The 17,253-nt window shown below is 28.0% G+C and carries 19 protein-coding genes; 12 read left to right on the top strand and 7 right to left on the bottom strand.

Going from position 1 to position 17,253, the window contains the following annotated elements; translation table 11 throughout:
• Position 1: 1 nt before the first annotated feature.
• Genes yidC through ACTTAS_RS07325 form a run of 7 tightly spaced genes read left to right on the top strand, consistent with a single transcriptional unit; the run spans position 2 to position 6,652 of the window.
• Positions 2–1,678: a membrane protein insertase YidC gene (yidC, locus tag ACTTAS_RS07355; protein WP_440678917.1), complete on the top strand. Its 1,677-nt coding sequence runs from the start codon at positions 2–4 to the stop codon at positions 1,676–1,678.
• On the top strand, positions 1,678–2,544 hold the full coding sequence (gene argB / locus ACTTAS_RS07350; protein WP_440678916.1) for an acetylglutamate kinase: 867 nt from the start codon (positions 1,678–1,680) through the stop codon (positions 2,542–2,544). The genes yidC and argB overlap by 1 nt, the downstream gene beginning before the upstream one ends.
• Positions 2,541–3,212: a pyrimidine 5'-nucleotidase gene (locus ACTTAS_RS07345; protein ID WP_440635179.1), complete on the top strand. Its 672-nt coding sequence runs from the start codon at positions 2,541–2,543 to the stop codon at positions 3,210–3,212. The genes argB and ACTTAS_RS07345 overlap by 4 nt, the downstream gene beginning before the upstream one ends.
• A gap of 4 nt (positions 3,213–3,216) precedes the next feature.
• A complete protein-coding gene (gene dapD / locus ACTTAS_RS07340) occupies positions 3,217–4,044 on the top strand; it encodes a 2,3,4,5-tetrahydropyridine-2,6-dicarboxylate N-succinyltransferase (protein ID WP_440678915.1) in 828 nt (275 codons plus the stop codon).
• Between the two features lies 1 nt (position 4,045).
• Positions 4,046–5,203 (top strand): succinyl-diaminopimelate desuccinylase, encoded by a 1,158-nt coding sequence (gene dapE / locus ACTTAS_RS07335; protein WP_440678914.1) that lies wholly within the window; start codon positions 4,046–4,048, stop codon positions 5,201–5,203.
• Positions 5,200–6,129 carry a histone deacetylase family protein gene (locus ACTTAS_RS07330; RefSeq protein ID WP_440678913.1) on the top strand — a complete coding sequence of 310 codons (930 nt, stop codon included), beginning with the start codon at positions 5,200–5,202 and terminating at the stop codon, positions 6,127–6,129. Before dapE ends, ACTTAS_RS07330 begins: the two co-directional genes overlap by 4 nt.
• A 31-nt stretch (positions 6,130–6,160) precedes the next feature.
• Positions 6,161–6,652: an SET domain-containing protein gene (locus ACTTAS_RS07325; protein WP_262590133.1), complete on the top strand. Its 492-nt coding sequence runs from the start codon at positions 6,161–6,163 to the stop codon at positions 6,650–6,652.
• On the opposite strand, the gene truA is transcribed toward ACTTAS_RS07325, so the two are convergent.
• From truA to ACTTAS_RS07300, 5 genes are read right to left on the bottom strand one after another with little or no spacing between them, the layout of a single operon-like run.
• Positions 6,632–7,372 (bottom strand): tRNA pseudouridine(38-40) synthase TruA, encoded by a 741-nt coding sequence (gene truA / locus ACTTAS_RS07320; protein ID WP_440678912.1) that lies wholly within the window; start codon positions 7,370–7,372, stop codon positions 6,632–6,634. The two genes, ACTTAS_RS07325 and truA, sit on opposite strands and share 21 nt — an antisense overlap.
• On the bottom strand, positions 7,373–8,293 hold the full coding sequence (gene fmt / locus ACTTAS_RS07315) for a methionyl-tRNA formyltransferase (RefSeq protein ID WP_440678911.1): 921 nt from the start codon (positions 8,291–8,293) through the stop codon (positions 7,373–7,375). It lies immediately after the preceding gene.
• Between the two features lie 2 nt (positions 8,294–8,295).
• Positions 8,296–8,814, bottom strand: a complete 519-nt coding sequence (gene def / locus ACTTAS_RS07310; RefSeq protein WP_075505939.1) for a peptide deformylase — start codon at positions 8,812–8,814, stop codon at positions 8,296–8,298.
• Positions 8,815–8,838: 24 nt separating this feature from the next.
• Positions 8,839–10,596, bottom strand: coding sequence for a hypothetical protein (locus ACTTAS_RS07305; protein WP_440678910.1), 1,758 nt, complete (start codon positions 10,594–10,596; stop codon positions 8,839–8,841).
• Positions 10,571–10,753 (bottom strand): hypothetical protein, encoded by a 183-nt coding sequence (locus ACTTAS_RS07300; RefSeq protein WP_440678909.1) that lies wholly within the window; start codon positions 10,751–10,753, stop codon positions 10,571–10,573. The genes ACTTAS_RS07305 and ACTTAS_RS07300 overlap by 26 nt, the downstream gene beginning before the upstream one ends.
• Positions 10,754–10,810: 57 nt before the next feature.
• Between ACTTAS_RS07300 and ACTTAS_RS07295 the strand changes: the two genes are divergently transcribed.
• Positions 10,811–11,323, top strand: coding sequence for a shikimate kinase (locus tag ACTTAS_RS07295; RefSeq protein ID WP_440678908.1), 513 nt, complete (start codon positions 10,811–10,813; stop codon positions 11,321–11,323).
• Positions 11,310–12,413, top strand: a complete 1,104-nt coding sequence (gene aroB / locus ACTTAS_RS07290) for a 3-dehydroquinate synthase (protein WP_440678907.1) — start codon at positions 11,310–11,312, stop codon at positions 12,411–12,413. The genes ACTTAS_RS07295 and aroB overlap by 14 nt, the downstream gene beginning before the upstream one ends.
• On the opposite strand, the gene ACTTAS_RS07285 is transcribed toward aroB, so the two are convergent.
• Positions 12,405–12,665 carry a BolA family protein gene (locus ACTTAS_RS07285; RefSeq protein ID WP_440678906.1) on the bottom strand — a complete coding sequence of 87 codons (261 nt, stop codon included), beginning with the start codon at positions 12,663–12,665 and terminating at the stop codon, positions 12,405–12,407. The genes aroB and ACTTAS_RS07285 overlap by 9 nt on opposite strands.
• Before the next feature lie 17 nt (positions 12,666–12,682).
• Here ACTTAS_RS07285 and ACTTAS_RS07280 point away from each other — a divergent pair, with 17 nt between their 5' ends.
• The 3 genes from ACTTAS_RS07280 to ACTTAS_RS07270 are packed head-to-tail and all read left to right on the top strand — an operon-like array spanning position 12,683 to position 15,974.
• Positions 12,683–13,216: a J domain-containing protein gene (locus ACTTAS_RS07280; RefSeq protein WP_428079254.1), complete on the top strand. Its 534-nt coding sequence runs from the start codon at positions 12,683–12,685 to the stop codon at positions 13,214–13,216.
• Complete coding sequence (cobS, locus tag ACTTAS_RS07275; RefSeq protein WP_262590123.1) at positions 13,200–14,174, top strand: cobaltochelatase subunit CobS; 975 nt, start codon at positions 13,200–13,202, stop codon at positions 14,172–14,174. Before ACTTAS_RS07280 ends, cobS begins: the two co-directional genes overlap by 17 nt.
• Complete coding sequence (locus ACTTAS_RS07270) at positions 14,175–15,974, top strand: cobaltochelatase CobT-related protein (RefSeq protein ID WP_440678905.1); 1,800 nt, start codon at positions 14,175–14,177, stop codon at positions 15,972–15,974.
• Here ACTTAS_RS07270 and ACTTAS_RS07265 read toward each other — a convergent pair.
• Positions 15,971–17,251, bottom strand: coding sequence for an ActS/PrrB/RegB family redox-sensitive histidine kinase (locus ACTTAS_RS07265; RefSeq protein WP_440678904.1), 1,281 nt, complete (start codon positions 17,249–17,251; stop codon positions 15,971–15,973). The two genes, ACTTAS_RS07270 and ACTTAS_RS07265, sit on opposite strands and share 4 nt — an antisense overlap.
• Positions 17,252–17,253 lie beyond the last annotated feature (2 nt).

Raw genomic sequence — 17,253 nt, 5'->3', positions numbered from 1 at the left:
TATGGATACTAAAAATATAGTAGCAGCAATTTCATTATCAGCAGCAGTTATAGTTTTGTATTCACTATTTTTTGCTCCTCCACCAATTACTAAAGAAAATATGGCTGAAGGAAATAAAGTTGAACAAAACACTGATACACCTTCACTAGATCAAAAAGAAAATGTTGCTGAAATTTCTAGAGAAGAAGCTTTAAATCAAAGTGAAAGAATTAATTTTGAGAATGAGAGTATTGTCGGTTCTATTTCACTTAAAGGTGGTGTTATTGATGATCTAACTTTTAAGCAATATAATGTCAGTCTAGACTCTCAAGAAAAAGTTACACTTCTTTCACCAAGAAATTCAAAAGATGGTTATTTAATTGAAAGTGGTTTTATTACATCTGATAAAAATGTTGAAATTCCAAATTCAAATTCTATTTGGAAAGTTTCAGGAAATAACAAGTTAACAGATCAATCGCCTATAAAAATATCTTGGACAAATGATCAAGGTATAACATTTGAGAAAGAGATCGCCTTGGATGACAAATATTTATTTTCAATTAAACAAAGTGTAATCAATCCTACAGATAAAAAATATGATTTTTATACTTATGGTCAAATCATTAGAAATGAAATGCCTGATATATCTAACTTCTATATCCTTCATGAAGGATTGGTGGCAACACTTGATGATGAACTTATTGAAGAAGACTACGATGACATACAAGAGAAGAAATTTTCAAGAACAGCTCAAAAAGGATGGCTAGGTATTGGAGATAAATATTGGGTAACTTCGCTAATTCCACCTAGAGAAAAAGAATTTAAAACAACATTTGATTATAAAGATAAGTTCAGAGCAAATTTTGTATCAACAGAACCATTGGAACTTAATGAAAATTCATTAATTGAAGAAACCTTACAAATCATTGTTGCTGCAAAAAGAGTTGATGTAATTGATGGATATGCTGAATCTTTAAACATTGATAAATTTGACTTAACAATTGATTGGGGATTTTTATACTTTATTACCAAGCCATTATTTTTTGGAATAGATTATTTCTTTAAATTACTTGGGAATTACGGCTTAGCTATCATAGCAATTACGATTTGTATAAGATTAGCATTTTTCCCGCTTGCAAACTTTTCGTTTAGAAGTATGGCAAAAATGAAAGCCTTACAGCCTGAAATGGCAAGACTGAAAGAGCTACACAAGGACGATAAAATGAAATTGCAACAAGCGATGATGGCTCTATATAAAAAAGAAAAAGTAAACCCAATGTCTGGTTGTTTGCCAATACTTGTGCAAATTCCAGTTTTCTTTGCTTTATATAAAGTTTTATTTGTAACAATTGAAATGAGACAAATGCCTTTTTATGGCTGGATACAAGATTTATCTGAGAGAGACCCTACCTCTTTGTTTAATCTATTTGGATTATTTCCTTATGATGTGCCATCATTTTTAGTCATTGGAGCATGGCCTGTTGCAATGGGTGTTTCTATGTGGGTTCAACAAAAATTAAATCCCGCACCAACAGATCCAATGCAAGCAAAAATATTTATGTTCTTTCCATTATTCCTAACAATAATCTTAGCACCTTTCCCAGCAGGATTGGTAATATATTGGACAGTAAATAATATTTTAACTATGGCGCAACAAGTTTTCATAATGAAAAGAACCACTGTTAAAACAACAACTTAATGTTGGATATTAAAGAAGAAGAATTAAAAACAATTCTACCACTAGATGGTCCATCAACTGAAGAAGTTAAAAAATACTTAGAAAAATATAACGATGAATATATTGTTATTAAATGTGGTGGTAGTGTTTTAATTGATCAAAATCTTTTTGATATTTTTATTCAGGATATTTCAACTCTAAATAAACTAGGTTTTACTCCTATTATTGTTCATGGAGGCGGGAAAAGAATAAGTAATAAACTTAATGAGATAGGTTTAGAAAGTAAATTTATAAAAGGATTGAGGGTAACTGATAAAGAAACTATTAAAGTTGTAGAAAAAGTATTAATTGATTTTAATAAAGAAATTATCAATGCTCTAGATAAACAAAATTGCGAAAGTCAGAGTATTAATTCCAAAGAAAATAATATTTTAACAGTTATCCAAGAAAATGAAGAGCTTGGTTTCGTGGGCTCTCCTACAAATGTAGATCAATCAATAATAGATAAAATTATAGCAGATAAAAAAGTGCCTATTATTGCACCCTTAGGTTTAGATAAAAATGATCAAACTTATAACGTCAATGCAGATACTGCAGCTGGCTATATTGCTAAAATAATTAATGCCAGAAGGTTGATTATATTAAGTGACGTAGAAGGGGTTTTGGATAAAAATAAAAATCTAATTCCAGAAATTAATTCAGAATCTATAAAAGACTTAATAGATAATGAAACAATTACGGGTGGCATGATCCCAAAAATAAATAATTGCTTAGATGTTGCGAGTAACGGAGTAAAAGGAGTTGTTATAATAGATGGGAGAAAAAATCATTCTGTTCTATTTGAACTTTTATCAGATGGGGGATCTGGAACTTTAATTAGACAATGAAAAATTTAAGCAATATTAAAAATATTTTATTTGATTGTGATGGTGTACTTTATAGTGACCTAGAGGCAGTATTTGGCCAAGTAAGTCGAAAAATGACTGAATATATCTCAAGTAAACTTAATGTAGATTTAAAAAAAGCCAAAGAACTTCAGACAAATTACTTTCACAAATATAACACAAGTTTAAATGGTCTAATGATACATCATGAAATTGATCCTAAAGAATTTTTAGATTTTGTTCATGATATTGATTTATCTTTTTTAGAAAAAGATACGGCATTAAGATATGAGTTAGAGAATATAAATTTAAGAAAATTTGTCTTCACTAATGGTAGTTACAACCATGTAAAGCACATCACTACAACCCTAGGAATTGACGACCAATTTGAAGGAATATTTGATATCGTAGATGCAGAATATCACCCAAAACCAGAAGCTAAAGCTTTCGATTTAATGGTAGAAAAATTCAAAATTGATCCAAAAGAAACTTTGTACATTGAAGACATAGCAAAAAACTTATCGATAGGTAAAGAGCGAGGAACAATTACTGCTTGGTTAATTAATGATGAGGAATGGGGCAAAAAAGAATCTAATAAAGAATATATTGATTATAAAATTGAAAATCTTACTTTATTTTTAAAAGAAATAAGGTTATTAAAAAACCAATAAAACTATGAGTATAGAAAACATTATAAATGAAGCTTGGGAAAACAAAGATCAAGTTAATCAAAATTCAGATCAAAAATTAAAAGATACTATTAATCAAGTAATAGAAGATCTAGATAGTGGTAAATCTAGAGTTGCTGAAAAAATTGATGGTGAATGGGTAACTCATCAACACCTAAAAAAAGCAATTATGCTAAGTTTTAGAATTCATGGAATGGAAACTTTAGATGGTCCCTACTCAGCTTGGAGAGATAAAGCTCATTTGTTAAAAGGAAAAACAGCCGGATGGTCAAACGCTGATTTTGAAAAAGCAGGTTTTAGAATGGTACCAAATACTGCAATGAGAAAAGGATCATATGTTGCTAAAAATGTTGTTCTAATGCCAAGTTATGTAAATATTGGTGCTTACATAGATGAAGGAACAATGATGGATACATTTAGTCGTGCAGGTAGTTGCTGTCAGATTGGAAAAAATTGTCATATTTCAGCAGGAACTGGTATTGGTGGAGTTTTAGAACCAGCACAAGCGCTTCCGACTATTATTGAAGATAATGTTTTTGTAGGTGCTATGTCAGAAGTTGTGGAAGGGGTAATAGTTGGTGAAGGTTCAGTTCTAAGTATGGGTATGTATATTGGCCAATCAACTAAAATCGTTAATAGAAAAACTGGTGAAGTAACTCACGGTAAAATACCTCCTTACTCAGTCGTCGTTCCTGGATCATTACCAGACAAAAATAATCCTACTGCACCCTCGTTATATTGTGCAGTAATCATCAAACAAGTAGATGAAAAGACAAGATCTAAAACATCAGTAAACGATCTTTTAAGAGATTAAAATGCAAACCATTAATGAATTACAATTAGCCAAAGAGCTAATTCGTTACCCATCTATAACACCAATAGATGCTGGGGTAATGAAATTCTTAGAAAAACAATTAAGAAAAATTGGATTCAAAACTAAAATATTAGAGTTTAAAGAAAAAAACACTAAACCAGTAAAAAATCTTTATGCAAGACTTGGATCTAAAGGTCCAAATTTTTGCTACGCTGGTCACTTAGATGTTGTGCCTGCTGGAAACTTAAAAGATTGGACAGTAAATCCTTTTAGACCCTCAATTAAAAAAGGACATTTAATTGGAAGAGGAGCAAATGACATGAAAAGCTCTATTGCAGCTTTTGTTTCTGCCGTCAGTATTTTTGTTAAAAATAATAAAAAATTTGATGGATCTATAAGCTTAATAATTACAGGTGATGAAGAAGGAATTGCTATTAACGGAACAAAAAAAGTTGTCGAATACTTAAAAAAAAGAAAAGAGAAAATTAATTTTTGTTTAGTTGGAGAACCAACTAATCCAAATAAATTGGGAGAAATGATTAAAATTGGTCGAAGGGGAAGTATGACTGGCAGACTTTCAATTATAGGTATTCAGGGTCATGTTGCTTATCCTCATAGAGCTAACAATCCATCAACTACTCTTGTTCAAATATTGAAAGAATTGAAGGAAATTAAATTTGATAAAGGAACAAAAGATTTTCAGCCAACGAACCTAGAAGTTACAAAAATAAATATTGATAATACTGCTGATAACGTAATTCCAGGTTTAGCTAATGCAACTTTTAACATTAGGTTTAATAACAAACATTCATCGAATTCAATTAAAACAAAAATAAATAAAATATTGAAGAAAATTTGTAATAAAAATAAGTCAAATTACAAAATTGAATATAGTGTATCTGGTGAAGCTTTTTTAACTAAACCAAATCAAACTACATATATGATACAAGATATAATTAAAAAGATTACAAAAATTAAACCTGAACTCTCAACAACAGGAGGCACATCTGATGCAAGATTTATTAGAAAAATTGCTCCCTGTTTAGAATTTGGTTTGGTCGGAAAAACAATGCATAAAGTAGATGAGGCAGTTTCTTTAGGTGATTTAAAAAAATTAACTTTAATTTATTCAAATATTTTAAAGAATTATTTTAAGTGAAAACAGCTTTAATTACTTCTGATACATATAAAAATCACAATACAGGAGATGGACATCCTGAAAAAATAGACAGGGTTACAGCTGTTATTGATAACTTTAAAAGATTAGATAACAAAAATTTAATTTGGAAAAAGCCTTCAAAATTTGAAAAATCAATATTAATAAAAACTCACTCTTCTAAGTATATTGATCATGTCGATCAATCTTACCCTCAAAATGGATTTAATTTTTTAGATGGAGATACAGTTGTCTCCCCTGGTAGCAAAGAAGCAACAATGGACGCTGTTGGATCAATTATTGCAGCGATTGATGGTGTGGAGGAAAAAGAATTTAAAAATGCTTTTTGTGCAGTAAGACCTCCAGGTCATCACGCAGAAAAAGAGAAGGCCATGGGCTTTTGTATTTACAACAATGTTGCAGTTGGAGCTAATTATTTAATTGAAAAATATGGTTATAAAAAAATTGCTATAATTGATTTTGACGTCCATCATGGAAATGGAACGCAAGATATTTTTTTCAATAATGAAAAAGTTTTATATATTTCCACTCATCAATTTCCATATTACCCAGGCTCAGGTTCGGAAAAAGAGATTGGAAAATTTAATAATATTTTAAATATTCCACTTGAAGCTGGAACGAGTGCTAGAGAATATTTAAATGCATATGAACTAGTATTAAAAAAACTAAGAGAATTTAAACCAGAATTTCTATTGTTTTCTGCAGGTTTTGATGCTCATATTAATGATCCTTTGGCACAATTAAAACTTAATGCTGAAGATTATTATACAATTACAAAAAGAACTTTAGAAATTTCAAAATCATTTTGTAAAGGTAATGTAGTTTCTATACTAGAAGGTGGATATGACTTAAAAGCACTACAAGATAGTACAGAAAGACATGTTGATGCTTTAATAGAATTTAATTGATAATTCCCAATAAAAAACTAAATAAAACTCAATGAAATTATATAAAATTAAAAAATCTGATATCGATAAAAAAGGTAGAGGACTTTATGCTACTAAAGATATCAAAGAAGGTACAAAGATAATTGATTACGTTGGCAAATTAATTACAAAAAAACAAACTGAAGAATCTGATAAATATGACAATAGTAAACCAATCTATTTATTTACTATCAATAAAAGATATGACCTTGATGGAGATTTTCCATGGAATACTGCAGGATTAATTAATCATTCTTGTGACAATAATTGTGATTATGATGGTAAAGGTCTAAAAATTTGGGTTAAAGCAATTAAAGATATCAAAAAAGGTGAAGAATTTACCTGTGATTATGGTTTTGGTTATGATGAAAATTACAAACAATTTCCCTGTAAGTGTAAGTCAAAAAATTGTTGTGGATATATTGTAAGAGCAGAATCTAGATGGCGAATAAATAAAAAATTTGCCATGAGTAATAAAAAAAATCTAATAAAAAACTCTAGATAAAAATAATCCTGTAGGTGGTGCTGGTGGAGCGCACAGTGACCTTTTTTTAGACTTTAAAGCTTTGTCAAATTTTTTTAAATCCCACTTCTTTTCACCTAGATATTTTAAACATCCAACCATAGATCTCACTTGTTGTTGAAGAAAAGATTGAGATTTAAACTGAATTTCTATTTTATCATTTAAAGATTTTAATTTTACAAAATCCATCGTTCTAATTGGACTCTTAGCATTGCAACTTGAAGCCCTAAATGTTGAGAAATCTTTAGTACCAACTAATTTTTTTGCCCCTAATTTCATCAAATCTAAATCTAATTTTTTTCTTACATGCCAAACTTGATTTTTTTCAATCACAGGTGAACTTGTTCTATTTAAAATGAAATATTTATAAACTCTCTTTTTTGCAGAAAATCTTGAATGAAAGTTACTAGTTCTTTTTCTTATTTTAAGAATTGTAATATTTTCATTTTTTAAAAAGTGATTAATTGAGTTAATAAATTTATCCAAGTTCAGTAATTTATTTTTTAAATCAAAATGTGCTGACTGCTCGATAGCATGAACACCAGCATCTGTCCTACCCGATCCGACTATATTAATATTTTCTTTTAATAACTTTCTAATTTTATCTTGAAGTATTCCTTGAATGGTTTTATTTTTTTTTTGAATTTGCCAACCTTTGTAATTTGTGCCTAAATATTCTATCAAAAGCTGATATCTAAACATTTATATATTTGAACCTTTTTTTATCTGTGAACCTTGAATAAATTCACCAATATTTTGAGGTCTTTTCCCTTGCCTCTGAATTTCCTTAATAATTATCGATTGATTATTACCACAAGCAATTTCAAGATTATCACTCAATACTAACCCTGGATTTCCTTGAGCTCTTCCAATTTGAGCTTTTAAGATTTTATATCTTTCTCCATTAAACATAAAAAATGCTCCTGGTGATGGATATAAACCGTTTATCTTACAAATAATTTTTTCAGCATTTTCATCCCAATTAATTTGACCTTCGGTTTTTTGAATTTTAGATGCATAGGTTGCATTCGAATGATCTTGTTCAATAAAATTTGCTTTACCATCTAAAATATCATCTACGTTATCTAAAATTTTTTCTGCTGCTAAGTTAGAAAGCTTTTCGCTAATTTCTAACGCATTCAAATTTTCATTAAGTTGAATTTTATAATTATTACAAACTGGTCCTGTATCTAATTTTTCAGCAATCCTCATTATACTTATTCCAGTTTCTTGATCTAAATTCATAATTGATCTTTGAATTGGTGCGGCACCTCTCCATTTAGGCAGTAATGATGCATGTATATTTATAAAACCTATTTTAGTTAAACTTAGAAATTTTTTAGGAATAATTTGTCCATAAGCAACAACTATTGCTAAGTCAGCATCTAAAGAGTTTAAAAAATTATACTCCTCTTCATTATTTAAAACTGGTGGCGTTCTATATTCTAAATTTAAAGTTTCAGAAATACCTTGTATTGGAGACTTATTAATTTTTTGTCCTCTTTTTGATTTTTGAGGTGGCTGTGTATACACACAAGAAATATTATATCCATTTTGATATAGAGATTTTAAAATTGGTACAGCGAACATGGGCGTACCCATAAAAACTAACTTTTTTGACATTTTTAAACTTCAGCGGTATTTGATTTTAATTTTGAAAGTTTCTTTATGATCATTGATTTTTTTAGTTTTGAAAGATAGTCGATAAACAATATACCTTCCAAGTGATCCATTTCATGCTGTATGCATGTTGCAAGCAATCCATCTGCCTTTAGTAGTTGTTTCTTCCCATTGTAATCCAAATATTCTACCTCGCATTTACTTGGTCGATCTATTTCAGCAAATTGATTTGGTACAGATAAACATCCTTCCTCATAAGTTGCCTTAAGAGGATCTTTATTTTTTATTACAGGATTTACAAAGTATCTGGGCTCTTTTTTGTTTTCATCCTTGCTTATATCCATCACTATAATTCTTTTTGGTATACCAATCTGAATTGCTGCAAGACCAATACCATTAGCATCATACATTGTATCGAGCATATCATTCATTAATTTTTGCTCTTCGCTTCCAACGGCTTCTACAGGTTTTGATACTTGTCGAAGTAATTTGTTTGGTTCTGTAATAATCGTTCTTATCGCCATAAAATTTGTATGTTATTATAATTTTTATACTTTTAAAGGAAGAACTTTTAGCAACAGCTTATTTCTTATTAAATCAGCATTTATTTGATTTAGTGTATTCGAAATAAAATAAAGTCTTTTTTCATCAATATTTTCTATTTTTTCATTACCTATAATCTCAATTAAAGATAATAAAACTGTTCCAACTTCATTTGCTTCTATCAACTCCACTAGATTTTCATCTAGTTCAAAAGGTTTTTGTGAATACAAACTGTCATACTCGCTTGGTATTTCTACTCCGTCTGATTTCAGACTTTCTATAAAAATTATATCTTTAGTGGACAAAGTTTCATTACTAAAAATTATTCTATCTAGAAATTTTTTTAAATCTTCTTGTATTTCAGATTTTGAATAATCTCCTCTAAAATAATTTACCCACTTAGATTGATGTAAAATATTATTATTGTATTGAATTTTTTTGAACTCTGAATTTTGATTTTTTGAATAGTTATTGTAAAAACTTAAATAATCTGAAGGAACATTATCTACTTCAATTTCGTTCAAAAATTTATTGAGCTCTATATCAAAAGCTAAACCGATTTTGTTGTCCTCAAATAGTTGCTTCAATAACTGTAAAAATTTCAATTTCAACTCTGGTTCACTCGTTAAAAGTGCTCTTTGATAAATTAATGCTCTTGCTTCTAACGGAGACAGCAACTTGTAAGCATCAGTTGCACTTAATAATTGATCAATATTAAATTGAAATTTTTTATAATAATCAAATAAGTCTTTTTCTGAGAAAATTTTATAATTTGCAGCTTTCTCAATAATTAAGATTTTATCTTGATCATTTATGTCAACATTACTTAGATCTGGTAGTAAATTTGAATTTGATAGATATTTCCAAATTAATTTAGGCGTATTTTCATTGGGTTCATAAGAAAAATCTGGATTTGTCCTATGAGCTAAATGAAACTCAAATACTGAACTTTCAGAAACTTCTTTGGGTGCTTCTTCAATATAACCAAACAGGTAATTCATTTTATTTTCAAAATATTCATCTTGAAAACCTAACTCTTTTTTAAGATCTAGAATTAATTGGGCTTCTTCATTTTTTCCATAATTAACTAAACAATATAAATTTAATTTAGATAAATATTCATCTTCAACTGGTTCTTTAATTTTTGTAAAAAATTCACAGGTCTTCTTTATATCTTTGTCTGATAAATAGTTATCTAATAAATGTCTGGTTAGTTTGGGATGAGAATTTACAATTTGATTATTAACCAAAAATTCTTCAATCAGTTCTAAATTAGAATTTTTAATTAACCAGTCAGATTTAAATTTTAAAAATTCATTTTCAGTAATATTTTGATTAGGATAATGAGCGTTAGTTAATAATGAGACTTCCATAATTTCTAATGCATCATTAGAAAGATTAATTTTCTCTAAACTGTTAAATAAATTTTTTAGCTTTTGACCATCAGAATTTGTCCACATATCAATAGTCAAACCATGTTCTTCAGGATCGTATAATCCTACTATTTTGACTTCTTTTGATATTAAATTTTCATCCAATTCTATCGAGCCAGTATTTTTATCTGACTGCATATCAAAAACACTTATTTGATCATTATTATTTTCACCTTCAGTAATAACTGCTTCCTCAACAGTTTCATTTTCTTTTTTTTCAAGATTCCATATATCAATTGGATTATCTTCTGCGTGAATAGGATTTAAAATAATTAGATAGCTTAAAAAAACAAAAAAGAATTTTTTACTTAACAATTTTAAAATTTTCATTTGGAATAATTTTTTCAATTTCCTTTTTAGGAGCAGGAAAATCAATTGAATTGAGAATTAAAACAACGCCAAGAGCAATTACTAGTCCAAAAATAGATTTAACAACTAGTCCGATTATACTTTTTTTACCTGAACTTGTATTTTTGTTGAATTGCATATAACTTTAGTTAATTTCAAATTAAGACATATTTGTGTTTTTTCAATATTTAAACTTATGAAATCAAAAAAAAATCTGGTTTTTCTAGGTATGATGGGATCTGGTAAGAGTTCTATTGGCTCTTTAGTAGCAAAAAAATTTAAATTAAATTTTGTAGATGTAGATAAAGAAATAGAGAAAAATTTAAATACGACAATTCGAAAAATATTCGAAACAAAAGGAGAAGAATATTTTAGAAAAATTGAGGAAAAAACTACACTTAAAAAATTAAAACTTAGTTCTACAGTTGTCTCTCTTGGAGGAGGTGCTTTTGCAAATAAAAATATTAGAAATGAAGTTTTAAAAAATCATTATTCATTTTGGTTAAATTGGAATGAAAAAATTTTAGTTGAAAGAATTAAAAATAGCAAAAAAAGACCTCTAACAATTAATGCTACAGATAATGATTTAATTGATTTAATTAAAAAACGAACTAACATTTATTCTAAAGCCTTATATGAAATCAAATGTGATAATCTTACAAAAAATGAAATAGTAACCAAAATTAAAGAAATTTATGAAACCAATTAAATTAAAAATTGAAACAAAAACACAAAAATATCCAATAATAATTGGATCAAATTTAATTACTAACCTATCAAAAATAATTAAGAATAATTCCTTAACATTCAATCAATGTCTTCTTGTAGTTGATAAAAATGTACCAAAAAAATTTATCACTAAAATAAAAAATTCATTCAATAAAAAGAAAATACATATATGTTTTTTTATTGCCAGCGAGGCCAATAAAAACTTTAATATTATTAATAAGATCCTAGAAATTTTATTAAATAAAAACTTTTCTAGAGATGACTGTTTAATATCAATAGGTGGGGGTATTACAGGTGATGTAAGTGGTTTTGCATCTAGTATCTTTAAAAGAGGTATGAAATTTATAAATATACCAACAACACTTTTATCCCAAGTCGACTCTTCGATTGGTGGCAAAACTGGCATAAATTCACATTATGGAAAAAACCTAATTGGTAGTTTTTATCAACCAAACTTAGTTATATCAGATGTTGATTTTCTTAAATCGCTGCCAAAAAGAGAGATTGTTTGTGGATATGGTGAAATTTTAAAACATTCTCTGATAAGAGATAAAAATTTCTTTAAATTTTTAAATAAGAATGTGAATAAAATTACTAAACTGAGTTCTCCATTTATTGAAAAAGCAATTTATGAAAGCTGTAAAATTAAAAAAAATGTGGTTGAAAAAGACGAGAAAGAAAAAAATTTAAGAAAAGTTTTAAATTTTGGACATACATTTGGCCATGCTTATGAAGCAAGCTTAAATTACAATAAGAAATTAAATCACGGTGAAGCAGTAATCCTAGGTATAAAGACAGCATTAAGTTTTAGTTTAAATTTAAAAATACTTAAAAAAAGTGATTACAACTTAATATTAAATCATATCAATAATTTAAATCTACCAATATCTGTTAATAAATTTTTTACAAAAAAAGATATAAATAAAATATTATTTTTCATGACAAAGGATAAAAAAAATAAATCCCAAAAGATTAATTTAGTGCTTTTAAAAAAAATTGGGTCTCCGCAAATTAATTTTGAATATCCAAAAGAAAAATTGAAAAAATTTTTTAATGATTACTTAAGATAATTGAATTTGAATTGAGTGAATAGTTTCTTTCAATTCTTTATCTAATACTTTATAAATTTTTTTATTACTTTCAATTCTGTTCATATTTTTTAACTCATCAGAAACTATATTTAACTTTAAATGATATTTGCCTTCTTGATTGCCTTTATGATTTTTATGAAGAAAAGATTTATCTTCTATGTCTATACTTTGAATATTTATTTGATCTGATAATTTTTTTTTTATAATTGCAATTAATTCATTTATATCCATATAGTAATTATTATATCATGAAAAATATTTGTGACTGGAATAATTGTAATGAAATTGGTGAATACAGAGCACCAATTGAGAAGGATAATAGCAGGAAATATAGAATGCTTTGTCTAGAACATGTTAAAGAATTTAACAAAAACTGGAATTATTTTTCTGGGATGAGTGATAACCAAGTAATCAATTTTTTAAAGTCAGATATGACTTGGCACAAACCTACTCAAAATTTTAGTTCTTCAGATAATTTTTTTAAAGTCCTATGGAACACAACATTAAAAGATGAATTTGATAAAGATAAATTCAATGGAGACTATAATCATATGCGTCAATTTAAATTCGATCATAAAGATATTAAAGCATTTGGAATATTGGGAATATCTGTGGGTTTAAAATGGCAAAAAATACAAGAAAAATTCAAAGTGCTTGTTAAAAAATTTCACCCTGATATGAATGCCGGAAATAAAAAATACGAGGAAAAATTAAAACTGATAACTTTAGCTTACACGCAGCTAAAAAACACTTATAGGGAAAAAATTGACTCCAAATCTTAACATTCAACCTGACATAAAAGTTTCTTTAAAACAATCTTTTGGAATAGATTCTGAAATGGAAGTAGATGCATTTTCAAAAAAAAGTGAATATGTGCCTGAAATAGATAAAAACTATAAATTTGATAGAGATACTACACTTGCAATCATTTCAGGATTTGCGTTCAATAAAAGAGTATTAGTACAAGGATATCATGGTACTGGAAAATCAACACACATAGAGCAAATAGCTGCAAGACTAAACTGGCCGTGTATTCGAGTAAATTTAGACAGTCATGTTAGTCGAATAGATTTAATAGGTAAGGATGCAATTGTCCTAAAAGATGGAAAACAAGTCACACAGTTTAATGAGGGTATTCTACCATGGTCAATTCAAAATCCAGTTGCTTTAGTATTTGATGAGTATGACGCTGGAAGACCTGATGTTATGTTCGTTATTCAAAGAGTGTTGGAGGCTGAAGGAAATTTCACGCTACTAGATAAAAACAAAGTAATTAGTCAAAATAAGTATTTCAGGTTATTTGCTACATCTAACACTGTTGGGCTTGGTGATACTACTGGACTTTATCATGGTACACAGCAGATTAACCAAGGTCAAATGGATAGATGGAATATTGTAACAACATTAAACTATCTAAGCCTAGATAGAGAAATGGATATAGTTTTATCAAAGAATAAAAATTTAAATAACGCTAAGGGAAAAGAAAAAGTTGCTAATATGATTAAGGTAGCATCCTTAACTAGAAAAGGTTTTATTGCTGGAGATATATCTACTGTAATGAGTCCAAGAACAGTTCTTCATTGGGCTGAAAATTCTGAAATTTTTAAGGATACCGGATATGCATTTAGAGTAACCTTTTTGAATAAGTGCGATGATATTGAGAAAAATACAATCGCGGAATATTATCAAAGATGTTTTGGTGAAGAATTGCCTGAGTCTTTGATCAATATTCAAATTTAAATGAGCAATAAAGAAACAAATTTAAAAGAAAAATTTAGAATTGCTTTATCTTCAACAGCAAAAGTTATTGCAGACGATATTGATATAAACAATAAATCTTCTGAAGATAAAAAAACGAAAGATATTTCGTCTTTTGAAATAAATGATCTAACTAGTCCAAGTGATTTTATAAAATTAAGGGCTGAAACAGACTCTACAGCACTTAAAAAAAGGTTTTCTAATGAAAAAATTTACAAAAAAAATTTACCTTCAAACACTTCCTCTAGATCTTTGTATAATATAGCTGAAAAGATTAGATATGAAACCCTAGGAGGCAAAATGTTGAAAGGAATTCAAAAAAATTTTTCTGAAAACTATTCTCAAATAATTAATCGTAAAAGAAAAGATCAGCTTAAAACGAAAGAAGACGTTCCTGTTGCTGAAGCATTTGAGCTATATATGCTTAAAAATTTTCATAATATAGACCTAAATCCTTTAACATCTAGAATGCTTAATTTCTGGGAAAAAGATTTTGAGCAATCAATTAAGAAACATAAAGAGTTTTTATTAAATAATTTAGAAAATCAAAATACTTACAGTTCTAAATTTTCCCAAATACTAGAAGAAATGGATATTTTTCAAAGCGATGAAGAAGACCAAGAAGAGGAAGAAAATCAAGATCAAGGTCAAGACAATCCCTCAAATGATGACCAAAATAAAGATAATGAAGATAGCAAAGATGAAAATGATGAACAGCAAACAGAGGCATCTGTTGATGCTGATTATAGTATAGACGAGTTTAATTTGGATGAGCAGTTGTCTGATGTTGAGTCTGATGAACAAAACTCTGAGCAGGTAATTCAAAAAAAAATTGATAATGTAAATATAGATTATAAAATATTTACTACACAATACGACGAAGTTGTTAAAGCTGAAAATCTAGAAAATGCAGATGAAGCTACTAAACTTAGGAAAAATTTAGATCAGCAGTTAATTGGTTTCCAAGATGTAATTACCAAGTTAGCTAATAAACTTCAAAGACAATTACTAGCAAAACAAAATAGAGCTTGGGAATTTGATTTAGAAGAAGGCTTACTTGATAGTTCAAAGTTACCAAGAATAATAATGGATCCATATAACTCTTTGTCATTTAAAAAAGAAAAGGATTTAGATTTTAAAGATACAGTTGTAACTTTACTTATTGATAATTCTGGTTCTATGAGAGGAAGACCAATAACGATTGCTGCTATTTGTGCAGATATTTTGTCAAGGACACTCGAAAGATGTTCGGTCAAAGTAGAGATTTTAGGATTTACTACAAAAAACTGGAAAGGTGGACAGAGTAGAGAATTTTGGACTAAAAATTCAAAACCAAAAACACCTGGAAGACTTAACGATCTAAGACATATAATTTATAAAGGTGCGGATACACATTGGAGACAAGCAAAAAATAATTTAGGCCTGATGTTAAAAGAGGGTTTGTTAAAAGAAAATATTGATGGCGAAGCTATATCTTGGGCATACAACCGTATTAGAAAGAGAAAAGAAGAAAGAAAAATTTTAATGGTAATTTCTGATGGAGCTCCAGTTGATGACTCAACACTTTCAGTAAATTCAGGAGATTTTTTAGAAAAACATTTGAAGAAGATGGTCAAATTTATTGAGAATAAATCTGATATTGAAATTTTAGCGATTGGTATTGGACATGATGTTTCAAGATATTACAACAGAGCTATAAAAATTACTGATGTAAATGAGTTAGGAGATGTAATGATATCTCAACTTAGCTCTTTGTTCGAAACAAAGAAAAAATTTCATTAAATATTAAATAAATCTGTATTTCTCCATTTAATTATTACTTCTGCACCAGATCTTGTTTTAGAGTTTCTACAAATCACATTAGCAAAATTTTTTTCTAACAGTGTTTTTCCTATAAACAAACCTAAACCAAGTCCTGTTTTTGATTTATCTTGAGGATTATTTGATTTTAAATATGGCTCTCCTATTTTTGATAAAATATCTTTTGGATAACCTGGACCATCATCCTCAATACTGATTTCGGTAATTTCACTATCACTCTTTAAATTTATGAAAATATTTTCATTAGAAAATTTATTAGCATTACCTATAAAATTTCTTAGTCCATAAACAATTTCTATAGATTTAACTATTTTTTTCGAATTAGAGTCTTGATCAAAATTAAAAATAAACTTCTTCGTACTTATCTCTTTAAATGAATTTAAAATTTCATTTAGGTAATCTCTAATTGTAATATCTACATCAATAAACTCATCCTCTTCGTCTGGATTTAATGTTAATTTTTTTAATATTTCATTACATCTTTCAACCTGACTGGATAATAAATTAATATCTTTTTCTAAGTCTTTATTGCCCTCAAATTGTTTTAGTAATTCTTGGGTAATTATTTTTATGGTTGAAAGAGGTGTTCCTAATGAATGAGCAGCTGCTGCCGCTTGACCACCCAAGGATAATAGTTCATGTTCTTTGGCCATTACTTCTTCCATTTTCGTAAGAGCTTCTTTTCTTAACCTAGATTGAGTTCCAAATGTCATTGCAAAATAATTTAAAAAAACAAGAGCAATAATCAAAGCAATCGGGATAGAGTAATAATAATAAGGGCTTACATGAAAATGATCTCCAAGTGGAGAAGGTAATTCTGTTGAATAAAAAGTTAAAAATATAATTGATAAAGCTGTTAACAACACAAGCATAGTATTTGTTCTAAAACTTAAATTAGATGATGAAAATACACTTGGAATAATTATAAAAATAACAAATGGATTAAGAATTCCCCCTGACAAGTAAAGTAAAATAGCTAATTGCAAAATATCAATAACTAAAAAAATGAAAGCTGATCTGTCGGATAATTGAGTTTTTTTATAAATAAAAATTAAGTAAAAATTACTTATGATGCCAATTAATATAATTAGATTAGATGTTGTAAAGTCAAATTTAAAATCTAATACAAAGTATACAAAATTTACTGCAATTAACTGTCCAATTATACCAATCCATCTTAAGGTAATATAAGTAGATTTTTTGAATGAGTGGTGTTTTGAAGTTTCAAAAAACTTCATTT

The organism is Candidatus Pelagibacter sp. HIMB1611 (assembly GCF_052047715.1).
In the GTDB taxonomy this organism is placed as follows: Bacteria; Pseudomonadota; Alphaproteobacteria; order Pelagibacterales; family Pelagibacteraceae; genus Pelagibacter.
The sequence above is the reverse complement of the archived record's forward strand: the minus strand, read 5'-3'. Positions and strand labels throughout refer to the sequence as shown.

What these genes read in the sequence shown, in the direction of transcription:
- dapD (WP_440678915.1), top strand. Translation starts at nt 3,217, where the DNA reads ATGAGTATAGAAAACATTATAAATGAAGCTTGGGAAAACAAAGATCAA.
- ACTTAS_RS07285 (WP_440678906.1), bottom strand. Translation starts at nt 12,665, where the DNA reads ATGGATATAAATGAATTAATTGCAATTATAAAAAAAAAATTATCAGAT.
- ACTTAS_RS07270 (WP_440678905.1), top strand. Translation starts at nt 14,175, where the DNA reads ATGAGCAATAAAGAAACAAATTTAAAAGAAAAATTTAGAATTGCTTTA.
- ACTTAS_RS07300 (WP_440678909.1), bottom strand. Translation starts at nt 10,753, where the DNA reads ATGCAATTCAACAAAAATACAAGTTCAGGTAAAAAAAGTATAATCGGA.
- truA (WP_440678912.1), bottom strand. Translation starts at nt 7,372, where the DNA reads ATGTTTAGATATCAGCTTTTGATAGAATATTTAGGCACAAATTACAAA.
- ACTTAS_RS07265 (WP_440678904.1), bottom strand. Translation starts at nt 17,251, where the DNA reads ATGAAGTTTTTTGAAACTTCAAAACACCACTCATTCAAAAAATCTACT.
- def (WP_075505939.1), bottom strand. Translation starts at nt 8,814, where the DNA reads ATGGCGATAAGAACGATTATTACAGAACCAAACAAATTACTTCGACAA.
- aroB (WP_440678907.1), top strand. Translation starts at nt 11,310, where the DNA reads ATGAAACCAATTAAATTAAAAATTGAAACAAAAACACAAAAATATCCA.
- ACTTAS_RS07305 (WP_440678910.1), bottom strand. Translation starts at nt 10,596, where the DNA reads ATGAAAATTTTAAAATTGTTAAGTAAAAAATTCTTTTTTGTTTTTTTA.
- dapE (WP_440678914.1), top strand. Translation starts at nt 4,046, where the DNA reads ATGCAAACCATTAATGAATTACAATTAGCCAAAGAGCTAATTCGTTAC.
- ACTTAS_RS07295 (WP_440678908.1), top strand. Translation starts at nt 10,811, where the DNA reads ATGAAATCAAAAAAAAATCTGGTTTTTCTAGGTATGATGGGATCTGGT.
- argB (WP_440678916.1), top strand. Translation starts at nt 1,678, where the DNA reads ATGTTGGATATTAAAGAAGAAGAATTAAAAACAATTCTACCACTAGAT.
- yidC (WP_440678917.1), top strand. Translation starts at nt 2, where the DNA reads ATGGATACTAAAAATATAGTAGCAGCAATTTCATTATCAGCAGCAGTT.
- fmt (WP_440678911.1), bottom strand. Translation starts at nt 8,293, where the DNA reads ATGTCAAAAAAGTTAGTTTTTATGGGTACGCCCATGTTCGCTGTACCA.
- ACTTAS_RS07280 (WP_428079254.1), top strand. Translation starts at nt 12,683, where the DNA reads ATGAAAAATATTTGTGACTGGAATAATTGTAATGAAATTGGTGAATAC.
- ACTTAS_RS07325 (WP_262590133.1), top strand. Translation starts at nt 6,161, where the DNA reads ATGAAATTATATAAAATTAAAAAATCTGATATCGATAAAAAAGGTAGA.
- ACTTAS_RS07345 (WP_440635179.1), top strand. Translation starts at nt 2,541, where the DNA reads ATGAAAAATTTAAGCAATATTAAAAATATTTTATTTGATTGTGATGGT.